At 66.5% G+C, this 12,218-nt stretch carries 11 protein-coding genes; all 11 read left to right on the top strand.

What is annotated here, in order from left to right; translation table 11 throughout:
• Positions 1-16: 16 nt before the first annotated feature.
• The 11 genes from nusA to pnp all read left to right on the top strand — a co-directional run bounded on the left by nusA (position 17) and on the right by pnp (position 12,216).
• Positions 17-1,441: a transcription termination factor NusA gene (nusA, locus tag WEG36_06905; protein ID MEX1257327.1), complete on the top strand. Its 1,425-nt coding sequence runs from the start codon at positions 17-19 to the stop codon at positions 1,439-1,441.
• A complete protein-coding gene (locus WEG36_06900; protein MEX1257326.1) occupies positions 1,416-1,784 on the top strand; it encodes a ribosomal L7Ae/L30e/S12e/Gadd45 family protein in 369 nt (122 codons plus the stop codon). Before nusA ends, WEG36_06900 begins: the two co-directional genes overlap by 26 nt.
• Before the next feature lie 11 nt (positions 1,785-1,795).
• On the top strand, positions 1,796-4,453 hold the full coding sequence (gene infB, locus WEG36_06895; GenBank protein MEX1257325.1) for a translation initiation factor IF-2: 2,658 nt from the start codon (positions 1,796-1,798) through the stop codon (positions 4,451-4,453).
• On the top strand, positions 4,407-4,754 hold the full coding sequence (locus WEG36_06890) for a DUF503 domain-containing protein (protein ID MEX1257324.1): 348 nt from the start codon (positions 4,407-4,409) through the stop codon (positions 4,752-4,754). The genes infB and WEG36_06890 overlap by 47 nt, the downstream gene beginning before the upstream one ends.
• Positions 4,755-4,802: 48 nt before the next feature.
• The gene (rbfA, locus tag WEG36_06885) at positions 4,803-5,243 is read left to right on the top strand and encodes a 30S ribosome-binding factor RbfA (GenBank protein ID MEX1257323.1); all 441 of its coding nucleotides are present in this window, start codon (positions 4,803-4,805) and stop codon (positions 5,241-5,243) included.
• Positions 5,240-6,133, top strand: a complete 894-nt coding sequence (gene truB / locus WEG36_06880; protein ID MEX1257322.1) for a tRNA pseudouridine(55) synthase TruB — start codon at positions 5,240-5,242, stop codon at positions 6,131-6,133. Before rbfA ends, truB begins: the two co-directional genes overlap by 4 nt.
• On the top strand, positions 6,130-7,101 hold the full coding sequence (locus tag WEG36_06875) for a bifunctional riboflavin kinase/FAD synthetase (GenBank protein MEX1257321.1): 972 nt from the start codon (positions 6,130-6,132) through the stop codon (positions 7,099-7,101). Before truB ends, WEG36_06875 begins: the two co-directional genes overlap by 4 nt.
• A 16-nt stretch (positions 7,102-7,117) precedes the next feature.
• Positions 7,118-7,840 carry an LppX_LprAFG lipoprotein gene (locus WEG36_06870; protein MEX1257320.1) on the top strand — a complete coding sequence of 241 codons (723 nt, stop codon included), beginning with the start codon at positions 7,118-7,120 and terminating at the stop codon, positions 7,838-7,840.
• A 25-nt stretch (positions 7,841-7,865) separates the two neighbouring features.
• A complete protein-coding gene (locus WEG36_06865; GenBank protein MEX1257319.1) occupies positions 7,866-9,440 on the top strand; it encodes an MFS transporter in 1,575 nt (524 codons plus the stop codon).
• A 94-nt stretch (positions 9,441-9,534) separates the two neighbouring features.
• The gene (gene rpsO / locus WEG36_06860) at positions 9,535-9,807 is read left to right on the top strand and encodes a 30S ribosomal protein S15 (protein MEX1257318.1); all 273 of its coding nucleotides are present in this window, start codon (positions 9,535-9,537) and stop codon (positions 9,805-9,807) included.
• A gap of 270 nt (positions 9,808-10,077) precedes the next feature.
• Positions 10,078-12,216 carry a polyribonucleotide nucleotidyltransferase gene (gene pnp, locus WEG36_06855; GenBank protein ID MEX1257317.1) on the top strand — a complete coding sequence of 713 codons (2,139 nt, stop codon included), beginning with the start codon at positions 10,078-10,080 and terminating at the stop codon, positions 12,214-12,216.
• Positions 12,217-12,218: the final 2 nt, after the last annotated feature.

Raw genomic sequence — 12,218 nt, 5'->3', positions numbered from 1 at the left:
GGGAGGAGGGGATCACATGGCCAATGCCGGACAAATTGTCGCCGCCATTCGAGACATGGCCGCCACGAAGAGCCTCTCCAACGAGGAGATGAACGACCTCATCAGGGACGGGATCCTCGCCGGCCTCATTCGAATTCACGGTCCGAATGTGCGGGCAGAGATCGAGTTGGACGACGACAGCGGGGAGATTGACATCGTCGTGCTGAAGCGGGTCGTCGAGGTCGTAGAGGACCCGTCGGCCGAGATCTCGCTCGAAAAGGCCCGCTGGGACGACTCGACCTTCGAGGTCGGCGATGTCATGGAGATCCCGGTGGACTTCTCGGAGTTCGGTCGAAACGCGGTGATGGCGACGAAACAGCGCATCGTCCAGCGCGTGCGGGAAGGGGAGCGCGATCGGGTGCGGGAAGAGTTCGCGCACCGGGTCGGTGAACTCCTCTCCGGCGAGGTCCAGCAGATCGAACGCGGCAAGATCGTCGTGATGCTGAACCGGGCGCGCGACGCCGAGGCGATCATTCCCTGGAAAGACCAAAACCCGCGGGAGCGCTTCCGCCAGGGCGATCCGATCCGGGCCGTCCTCAAGAAGGTCGAGGAAACTCCGAAGGGGCCAAGGCTCATTCTCTCCCGCGCGGATCCACTTTTCGTGGAGGCGCTGTTCCGGCTCGAGGTGCCTGAGATTTACCAAGGAATCGTCGAGATCAAGGAGCGCGCCCGCGAGGTGGGTGGCCGCACGAAGATCGCCGTCTGGTCCCGCGACGAGTCTATTGACCCCGTCGGGGCATGCGTCGGGCTCAAGGGCTCCCGCGTCCAGGCCGTCGTCTCGGAGCTCGGGGGAGAGCGCATTGACATCGTTCCCTGGCACCCTGATCCGGAGGTTTTCGCGCGGCGAGCGCTCGCCCCGGCGCGGGTTTCCAAGGTGATCTCCGATTCGGAACGCCAGGTGATCACGGCCATCGTGGACGAGGATCAACTTTCGCTGGCGATCGGACGGAACGGCCAAAACGTGCGCTTGGCTTCCCAGCTCATTGGATGGCAGATCGACCTGTACGGGTCGCGGGAGTGGCTCGAGAGGGGGGCCGGCGCGGCGCTCTTCGGGCGGCGTCCCGAGGAGGAGAGCCTCGAAACTTCGGACTTCCCGCTCTCCGAGCTCACCCTCCCCGATGAAGCTCTGGCGGCCCTGAAAAGTGCCGGATATAGTACGTTTCTGGACATCATCGATCTTGAGGACGAGGACTTCCGCGGGATCGAGGGATTCCCGCCGGACGCGGTGGAGACGGTCGTTGGGATCATCGACGAGCTCACCGTCCTTGACGAACCGGCGGAGGAGGAAGCGGCGTCCAGCTTCGAAGGCGCCGAGCGTTCCGCCGCCGCCCTGGCGGAGTCCGCAGATCGCGCAGCCGACCAGAAGGAAGCGGGAGATGCCGAGGAGCCCCGGGGAGGCTGACGCCCTGGGGCTTTTGGGTCTTGCCCACAGGGCGGGAATGGTGGTGATGGGAGTCGCGGAGACGAGACGGGCACTCGGGGCGGGCGAATTGGCGCTTGTAGTCTTCGCCGGAGACGCCTCCCCGACGCAGTTGGAGAAGATCCAGGGGATGCTGCGGCACCGAACGGTGCCGGTGCGATGGATCTCCGGAAGGGCGACGCTCGGAAGGGCGCTCGGCGGCGGGCCGATCTCGGCCGCGGGGGTCAGGAGAAGCGGTTTTTCGGCGCGGCTCCTGGAGAGCCTTTCCCCGACGCCGCCGGGACCTGGGGAAGCCCGGGAATCCATCGAAGCGCAGGAGAAATAGAGGGAGCGGGCATGCGGGTCGTTGAGCTAGCCGATGAGCTGAAGGTCTCCTCCGAGGAGATCCTCGCCCTCCTGAGGGCGATGGGGATACCCGTGCCCGATGGGGACGCGCCCGTGAGTGACGCGGATGTCGCTCGCGTCCTCGCCCGTGTCGAGCGGGAACGCCGCGCCGGGAAGCGCGAGGCCTCCGCGGCCGTCCAGGCCGCTTTGGAGGAGTCCCAGGGGCCCGCGAAGCGCCGCCGTCGCCGAAAGGCCGAAGAAGACGTCGCGCCGCCGGAACTGGAAGCGCCCGCGGTCGAGGAAACGTCCATGTCGGACCTGGTCGAGGGGCCCCGCCGGGACGAAGCTCCTCAGGATGAGGCTGTGGAGGTCTCGGCGGCGGTCGGGCACGAAGCCGCCGTCGAGGCCGGGTCCGGATCCGAAGAGCCTGCGAAGGTTCCCGACGGGACGATCTCGGCCGAAATCGGAGAGCCGGCCGAGGCCGACGCGGAGGATGCCAAGCCCCGCCGGCGCCTGCGCATGCCGGAGATGAGCCCGCTCCCCGCCGCGGCCGATCGTGGGCCGGCGCGACGCGTCCGCGTGGAGCCGGTCCAACCCGAGCCCCCCGCCGTTCGCCCCACTCCGGCCGCCAGCGCGGGTCCGGGCGGGCAAGTGCGCATTCAGGCGGACGGGTTCACGCCGGACGGCCGCAAGAAGGTCAAGAAGAAGGGAAAGAAGCGCCAACGTGTCGATCAGGACGCCGTGCAGGACAACATCACGCGCGTCATGGCGGAGCTGAAGGGAGGGGGAAAGAAGCGCCGGAAGAAAGGCGCGGGCGGACCGACGCGTGAGGAGAGGGAGGCGCAGGAAGAGGAGGATCGCGTCGTGGCCGAGCAGGAAGCCAAGACGGTCAAGGTGAACGAGTTCCTCACCGTCGCCGAGCTCTCCGAGCTCATCGACGTTTCGTCGACCGAGCTGGTCGGCGCCGCATTCAAGAACCTCGGCCTTCCGGTCACGATCAATCAACGCCTCGACTTCGACCAGCTGGAGCTCCTCCTCGAAGCCTTCAATTTCCGAGCGGTTCGCGAGGAAGGTTACGCTGATGCCGAGGAGGGGGAAGAACTCGAGGAGGACGATCCGTCCGAGCTCGTCGCGCGTCCCCCGGTCGTCACGGTCATGGGACACGTAGACCACGGGAAGACACTCCTCCTCGACTCGATCCGGAAGACCAACGTCGTCGCCGCCGAGTCGGGTGGAATCACCCAGCACATCGGCGCCTACCACGTCGTGCTGGACGATGGGCGGACGATTTCTTTCCTCGACACTCCGGGTCACGCCGCCTTCACCGCGATGCGCGCCCGGGGTGCGGACGTGACGGACATCGTCGTTCTCGTGGTCGCGGCCGACGACTCGGTGATGCCCCAGACGGTGGAGGCGATCTCGCACGCGCGAAACGCGGGCGTCCCGATCGTCGTGGCGATCAACAAGGTGGATCTCCCCTCGGCCAACGCCATGAAGGTGAAGCAGGAGCTTCTCAAGCACGGCGTGACGCTGGAGGAATTCGGGGGCGACGTCCTCTCGGCCGAGGTTTCGGCGAAGTCGGGGAAGGGGATCGACGAGCTCCTCGAAAAGATCTTGTTACAGGCGGAGGTCCTCGAGCTCTCCGCGAATCCAGACCGCGATGCGACGGCGGCGGTCATCGAGGCGAAGCTGGACGTCGGGAAGGGACCGGTCGTCACCGTGCTCGTGATGCGGGGAACGCTCCGGGTGGGCGATGCCTTCGTCTGCGGGAAGTTCGACGGCCGCGTGCGGGCGATGCTCGACGAGCGGGGCAAGTCGTTGAAGGAAGCTCGTCCCGGGATTCCTGCTCTGGTGCTCGGCGTCGCAGGCGTTCCGCAGGCGGGGGACACGCTTCAGGTACTGGACGCGGTCCGCGCCGGGGAAGTGGCTCAGACCCGGCAGCGACTCGAACGGGAGAAGCAGCTCCGCATTCGTGAGCGTGGCGTGAAGCTCGGCGACCTAGCCCACTACATGCGCGAGGGTAAAGTCGTCACGCTCCCGATCGTCGTGAAAGCAGACGCGGACGGTTCGGTCCAGGCGGTTTCGGACTCGCTCGAGCAGCTTTCCACCCCGGAGGTCAAGGTCGAGATCATCCATCGCGGCGTCGGCGCGGTAAACGAGTCCGACGTCCTCCTCGCGGAGACGGCGGGCGCGATCATCATTTGCTTCCGGGTGCGTCCCGACGCCAACGCGAGAGTGCTCGCGGAACGGGACGGGGTGGAAATCCACCTCTACGACGTCATTTACGAGGCCGTGGACGACATCACCAAGGCGATGGAGGGACTTCTTTCTCCTGAAGAGCGCGAGAAGATCACGGGCGTGGCCGAGGTTCGGGAGCTCTTCCGGATTTCCAAGGTGGGGACGATTGCGGGGTGTTACGTCACTCACGGAACGATCGACCGGAAGGGGAAGGTCCGCATCATCCGCGACGGATCGGTGGTGTATACGGGCGACATTGTTTCGCTCAAGCGCTTCAAGGATGACGTGAAGGAAGTGCGGGAAGGATTCGAATGCGGAATCGGGATCGCGAACTTCAACGATCTCAAGGTCGGCGACCTGATCGAGTCGTTTATCGTAGAGGAGTTTGCCCGCACTCTCGCGACTGCAGGGTCGGCCGCCGGGAAGGGTTAGGAGCTTCCCCGGAATCCCCTCCACCGTCCTCGTACTGACCTGGGAGCTGCGAATCCCGGGGTGCCGTTCCCTCAAGGGAAAAAGGACCGTCGTTCGGTCGCTCAAAGACCGCCTTCGCCACGGGTTCAACGTCTCGGTTGCGGAGACGGGCTACCAGGACGAGCACGACCGCGCGGAGGTCACTGTCGCCCTGGTCGTTTCCGACGGGCACCTCGCCCAGTCCGTAGCGGACAAGATCGACCGGTTCGTCGTGGAGCGAAGTGGCGCGGTCGTATCGCGTTCCAAACGCGAGATCCTCTGACCCCGGGGCCGGCGGGCCCCCTCACATTCCACACCTTGGGGCCCCGCGATGGCGAACAGGCGACTTGCGAGGCTCAATGAGCAGATCCGCCGTGAGGTCTCCGAAATCTTGCGCACGGAGGTTCGAGACCCCCGCGTGGGGCTCCCCACGGTGACCGCGGTCAATGTAACGCCCGACCTCTGGATGGCGCGGATCTTCGTGCGTCCAGACCCCACGAAGACGGAGGGCGATCTCGAGGGCGTCCTCGAGGGACTCGACCACGCCGCCCCCTTCATCCGACGGGAACTGGGGAAGGTGCTACGGGCGCGCCGGGTGCCCGAGCTGCGCTTCGAACCGGATACCACGATGGAGACGGCCAGCCGCATCGAACGCATCCTGCAGGAGGTCCTTCCGCATGCGGCGGGGGAGCCGGACGAGACTTCGGGGGATGGCGAGGCCTCTTCGGCGGTGCCCGAGGTGGGCGATCCCGACGCCGAGGGCGAAGAGTGAAGGGTGCCCCGTTGGCGGATGGGCTCCTCCCTGTGGACAAGCCCATGGGCCTGACCTCCCACGATGTGGTTGCCTCCGCGAGGCGGGCCCTCGGCCTCCGCCGGATCGGGCACACCGGGACCCTCGACCCCTTCGCGTCGGGACTCCTCCTTCTCCTTCTCGGGACGACCACCCGGCTCGCCGAATACTTCGACGGATTCGCGAAGGAGTACCGCGCGACGGCGAGATTGGGGATATGCACGACCACGGACGACCGGGAAGGTGAAGTGGTCGCTGTCTCCGATGCCTGGGTGGATCTCGAGCCGGCGGTGATCGAGGAGACGATGGCCTCCTTTCGGCGAGAGATCGTGCAAGTCCCCCCCGCCTATTCCGCGAAGAAGGTGGGTGGACGCCCCGCGCATCGGCGCGTGCGGGCGGGCGAAACCGTCGAGCTCGCGGCCGTTTCCGTGACGATCCACGAAATCGTAATCGAGGAGCTGGCGCTCCCGGACGTGCGCTTTCGAGTGCGTTGCTCGACCGGAACGTACGTGCGTGCCCTCGCCCGGGATCTCGGCGAGCGTCTCGGGGTTGGAGCCCACCTCGTAGAGCTCCGGCGGCTCGCGATCGGACCGTTCCGCATCGAGGAAGCGCTTCCCTATGATCTCCTGGGGGACGCGGCCCGCGTCGCGGAGGCTTGGCTCCCGCCCCTCGGCGCTCTCGCGCACCTCACGCGGATCGACGTGGGTGACGAGGAGGCAGGGAAGCTCGCGATGGGCCAGGCGCTCGCGGCGGGCGAATATGGTGTCCCCGAGGAGGCTGGACCGATCGCCGTGGCCCGCGGCGACGCCCTCGTCGCGGTGGCCGAGCGCGACGGAGACCTGATTCGCCCGAAAAAGGTGTTCATCGCTTGAGCGAATCCGCGATCGACCTGACCCTTCCTCCTGGGCTTCCGGCTGATGGCCGGGGCACTGTGGCGACGGTCGGCACCTTCGACGGCGTGCATCGGGGTCACTGGGCCGTTCTCCTGGAGATCCAGGAACGCGCACGCGTCACGGGACGGCGCGCGGTCCTCCTCACCTTTCATCCCCATCCGCTCCGCATCGTCCGGCCGGAGGCGGCGCCGCGCCTCCTGACGACCCCGGTCGAGAAGAAGGAAATCCTCGCCGAAAGCGGCCTCGACTACGCGGTTTTCCTGAGCTTCACGCAGGCGCTTTCGCGTTACTCCCCCCGGCGCTTCGTCGAAGAAATCCTGGTGGGCCGCCTGGGAGTTGAAGAACTCGTGATCGGGTACGATCATGGGTTTGGGCGCGGTCGGTCCGGCGACGTGGACACGCTCCGGGAAATCGGGGATGAGCTGGGCTTCGAGGTCGCTGTGGTGGGACCGGTGGAGATGGGGGGCGGACCCATCTCGTCCAGTCGGATCCGGGACGCGGTCTCGGCGGGAGACATGGATGCCGCTCGAGAAGGGCTCGGCCGTCCCTATTCGATGCGCGGCTTCGTGGTGCATGGAGACAGGCGCGGACGGACGCTCGGTTTTCCGACCGCGAACCTCGAGATCGGGAGCCAGGAGAAGGCGCTTCCCCCGGCCGGGATCTATGCGGTTCGCGCCGCTTTCCGGGATGGCGTATTCTGCGGGGCACTTCATCTGGGCCCGCGGCCGACCTTCCGGGGATCGCCGCCCACGATCGAGCTCCATGTCCTGGACTTCGACCGAGACGTGTACGGAGAGGAAGTGCGGGTGGACCTGATCCGGTACTTGCGTCCCGTGGGCGCCTTCGAGTCGGCGCAGGCGCTCGTGCGCCAGATGGAGGCCGACGTGGCCGCCGCCCGGGAGGTTCTCGCTGCGGACCGCGGAACGGTGGAAGGTCCGGAGCGATAAGAGACCGATGCCCTCGATGAAAAAGACCCTTCCGTTGGAGACAACCTCCATGTTCATGCGGACCAAGATGCGGGCCACCTCTCTTCTCGCTTTCGCCCTCCTGGCCTCTTGCGGTGGGGACGGGGACGGAGGAGCGCCGGATCCGGCTGAGCTCGTTGCGTCATCCGCGGACCGAATGAGCGAGGTCAATTCCTTCGCCTTTCTTCTCGAGCACGAAAACGGAACCACGATGATCGTTGGAGGGCTCGCCATGGAGCGCGCTGAGGGGGAGATCGCAAACGGCGAGCGCCTCCGCGCCGACGTGATGGGAAGAACCGGCCCTCTCGCCGTCAATTTGCAGCTGATTATCGTGCCGGAGGGCGCATGGATGACGAACCCGCTCACTGGCGCGTGGACTCCCCAGGCGCTCAGCATCTCTGAGTTCTTCGATCCAGCGACGGGAGTGACCGCGGTCATTCGCGGGATCGGCACGCCGACTCTGACCGGGACCGAGGTCGTGGGGGGTGTCGAGACCCATATCGTCGACGGTAGTCTGGACTCTGGGGCGCTCGCCCTGCTCATCCCCGGCGTCCCTGCCGGCCGCCCCTTGACCGCGCGAACCTGGATCGGAAGCGAGGACCCTGTCGTGCACCGGATCGAGATCCGCGGCACGCTTGCCGACGGCGACGATTCGACGGTCGTTCGCCGCCTCACGCTCTCCCAGTTCGGCGCCACCTTCGAGATCACCGCGCCCCTTTGAGGCGACCTGTCGCGGGTAGGGGAGCGTGACCGACGGCTTCGCCGCCGCACGGATCAGGCGCGTCCCCGACTGGCTCCAGTCCGGGTGGCTCCTGCGGCGCGGCGTTGATCCGTCGCGAGGAAATCTTCTCCTCCTCCTGGTCGCCTGGGGCGTCTTCCACAGCGCGAACGACCAGACCTCCATCGTCGTCGTCCTCCCTGCCCTGATCACTGACGTGGGGCTCACGGTGGACCAGTTCTACCAGTCGTCCTGGGTCGTGAACGGCTACCTCCTCGGATACCTCGTCGCCCTTCCGATCGTAGGGAGGATCGCGGACGTCTACGGACTCGCGCGGATCTTTGCCGTGACCCTCTTGGTTTTCATGATCGGGAGCACGCTGGTCGCGTTGGCGCCCTCCTTCCCTTGGATCGTGACCGCCCGGGCGCTCCAGGCGGTTGGCGGGGGAGGGGTCGTCCCGGTCGCGATGGCGATCGTCGTAGATCAACTCCCACCGGAGCGCCGCCTCATGGGGCTCGGCGCGATCGCAGCCGCCACCGAGGCCGGGGCGCTCATCGGTCCGGCGTGGGGGGGGGTGATCACCGAGTGGTGGGGGTGGAGGGCCGTCTTCTGGGTGAACCTCCCCCTCGTCCTCCCGACGCTCATTGGCGCCTGGTGGCTCGCGACCGGAACGCGACGCGAGGGGCGCATTGATTGGGCGGGCGCGGCCCTCCTGGGACTCGCCCTCGCGGTCCTGACGTACGGGCTCGTGAACGACCCGATCTTTCCCAGGCCCCTTTCTTGGACGCTCGCGATCCTTGCGGTCGCTGCCGCCCTCGCAATGGGGTTCGTCCTCCACGAGCTCCGCCTGGAGGCACGAGGCGGGTACCCCATGGTGCGGCTCGGCGCCCTCAGCGAGCCGCGCACCGCCTGCGCGAACCTGACGATGTTTCTGGTTGGGGCGGGGCTCATCACCGCGCTCATGGGCGTTCCCCTTTTCGTGAACCTCGTCCTCGTCGAAGGCGCGCTCGAGGGCGGCCTCACCCTCATGCGGCTGACGATTGCGGTGCCGCTGGGCGCTCTCCTGGGAGGATGGCTCGGCGGCCGCATGGGCCTTCGCCCGACCGCCGTCGCCGGGTGTGTCCTCATCGCTGCGGGGTTCGCGGGGCTTCAGGGATGGGATGCGGAGCTCACCCAGCTCATGCGATCCGTCCCCCAACTCGTCGGCGGGCTCGGCTTCGGATTGGTGTTGGCGCCTTTGGGCGCGGCGGTCCTGCAGCGGGTCGCGGAGGAGGAGAGAGCGACCGCCGCCGCCTGGCTCACCCTGGCCCGGATGGCGGGAATGCTGGTGGGGGCGGCCCTCCTGACCTCCCACGGGCTGGGGCGCTTCTACGCGCGCGCCGGCGCCCTCGATTTTGGTTCACCAGAATTCCTGGATCTCGTTTCCGAGGCGCAGGTTGCGACTTTCCGGGAAGTGTTCATCACGGCGGGGATCGTCATGGGCATGGCCGCGCTCATCGCCATCGGAATCGGCGGGGGACGGCTCGAGAGACCCGCGGAGCTCTGGGGAATGCCTGCCAGGAGGGGAGGGTCCGGGGTTGTTGCCGATGAGGGATCGAGATAGTTTTCAAGGCTAATACGGCCTGAGGATTAGTGAACAACCACGCCCCGGCGGCGCCCGCCGACCGGTCGAAGAACCAGGGTAAACGAGCGACGTCATGTCCAGTGTGAGCGCCGAAGCACGGCAGAAGGTGGTCCAGAAGCATCAATCGCACGAGAACGACCGCGGCAGCACGGCGGTTCAGATCGCGCTTCTCACCCAGCGGATCGATCATCTGCGGGACCACTTCGAGAAACACAAGGCCGATCACCACTCCCGGCAGGGCCTCCTCAAGATGGTGGGGCGCAGGCGGCGCCTACTGGAGTATCTGAAGCGAACGGACCTCGACCATTACCGGCGCCTCATTGACGAGTTGGGGCTCCGGAAATAGGTGGAAGGCCGGAGACGCGGCGGCCCGGGGATCCCTGGTCGCCGCTTCTTCTTTGGCAGGTCTTCGTAGACCTGTGAGTGTTCCCGGACCGGACAGGTCGACCCGCACTGAAGCTGGACCCCCGGCGGACCCGAATGGGATCCCCCGGCGGAACGGCGGTCGCACCGATCCGGATCCGCGGAATCGTTGAAGCGAAGGCAAGGCGCGCGGGCGGAACACCCTCCGCATCCCGCGTACAACGATCACATGCGGTGAACGGAACGGAGAACAATGCAAAGAATTGAACGCGAGTTCGCGGGGCGCACGCTGACGCTCGAGACAGGGCGCCTCGCCAAGTTGGCCCACGGATCATGCCTGGTACAGTTCGGTGAGACGGTGGTGCTCTGCGCGGTGACCGTGCAGGACCGGCCGACCCACCTCCCCTTTTTCCCCATGACGGTGGAATACCGGGAGAAGAGTTACGCCGCGGGGAAGATCCCCGGAGGGTTCTTCAAGCGGGAGGGGCGCCTGGGCGAGAAGGAGACTCTCACCTGCCGCCTGATCGATCGCTCCCTGCGACCGCTCTTTCCCGACGGCTTCCTCTACGAAACACAGGTCGTTTGCACGGTGCTTTCGGCCGACCAGGAAAACGATGCGGATGTCCTGGCGCTCTTCGGTGCGTCGGCGGCTCTGAACATGTCCAAGATCCCCTTCCAGGTTCCCATCGCCGCCGTCCGGGTCGGGAGGGTTCGCGGAAACTGGATCCTCAATCCGACCTTCCAGCAGCTCGCCTATTCCGACGTGGACATCGTCGTGGCCGGCTCGGCGGACGCCCTGCTCATGGTCGAAGGAGGCGCCGTCGAAGTTCCCGAAGCCGAAGTGCTCGAGGGGCTCGAGGTCGCGCACGAGGGGATTCGCCAGCTCGTGAAGATCCAGGAGGAGTTGATCGCAGAGCGCCGCCAGCCCGATATGGCTTGGACTCCTCGCCTCCCGGACGCGAGCCTGGCGGCGCGCGTCGAGGACCTGGCCCGGTCGAGGGTGGCGGCTGCAATGGCGCTCCGCGAAAAGCAGGAGCGCAGTCAGGCGCTCGCGTCGGTGAAGGAAGATGTCGAGGAGCGCCTCCAGGACGAGCTCTCCGACGATGAGATGGAAAGCTCGCGCGACCAGGTCGGCGAGATTCTCCGAGGGATCGAGAAGTCGAGCATGCGAAACCGCATCCTCGACGAAGGAATCCGTGCGGACGGGCGCGAGCTGAGCACGGTCCGCGACATTTCCTGTGAGATCGGCCTCCTCCCGCGCACGCACGGCTCCGCACTCTTCACCCGCGGGCAGACGCAAGCCCTTTGTGTTGCGACCCTGGGGACGTCGCGCGACGAGCAGCGGATCGAGTCCATCGACCAGGCCCAAGAGATCACGAAGTCCTTCATGCTCCACTACAACTTTCCCCCCTTCAGCACGGGGGAAGCGAAGCCGATGCGCGGCACATCGCGTCGTGAGATCGGGCACGGGGCGCTCGCCGAGCGGGCGATCCAGCCCCTCCTCCCGTCGTACGACGACTTCCCCTATACGATTCGGATAGTCTCGGATGTCCTCGAGTCGAACGGCTCTTCCTCGATGGCCACGGTCTGCGGCTCGTCTCTCGCCCTCATGGGGGCGGGGGTGCCGGTGAGGGCCGCCTGCGCCGGGGTCGCGATGGGGCTTATCAAAGAGGGAGACCGCGTCGCTGTCCTGACCGACATTCTCGGACTCGAAGACGCCCTCGGAGACATGGACTTCAAGATCGCGGGGACCCGGAAGGGAGTCACCTCCATTCAGATGGACATCAAGGTGGACGGCCTCACTCGCGAGATCCTCCAGGAGGCCCTGGAACGCGCGAATACGGCGCGGATGCACATCCTCGACATCATGGACCAGACGATCGCGGAGCCGAGAGAGGAGCTTTCGCCTCACGCTCCGCGCATCACCTCCATCCAGGTGAATCCGGAGAAGCTCGGCGAGATCATCGGGCCCAAGGGGAAGACGATTCGCGCGATCCAGGACGAGACCGGCGCGAAGATCGAAATCGAGGACTCGGGGATCGTGAAGATCGCGGCGGTTTCCGGTGAGGCGGCGGCCCGGGCGCGCGAGATGATCGAGGCGATCGTGCAGGAGCCCGAGGTCGGGCGCGTCTATCAGGGACCGGTGAAGAACGTCACGACCTTCGGCGCCTTCATCGAGATCCTCCCCGGCGTCGAGGGGCTGTGTCATATCTCGGAGCTTCGCCAGGGGCGCACGGAGAATACGGAGGAGGTTTTGAGGCGCGGGATGGTCACGCGGGTCAAGCTTCTCTCTGTCGACGAGAAGGGGCGCCTCCGCCTCTCTCGGAAGGCCGCGATCGAGGAAGAAGGCTCCAAGGTCGAAGAGGTCGAGGCGGCTTCTTCCCGAGGCTGAGG

Source organism: Gemmatimonadota bacterium, assembly GCA_040882465.1.
Lineage (GTDB): Bacteria > Gemmatimonadota > Gemmatimonadetes > Longimicrobiales > Gaopeijiaceae > JBBEBG01.
This window is presented reverse-complemented; position numbering and strand designations above follow the sequence as displayed.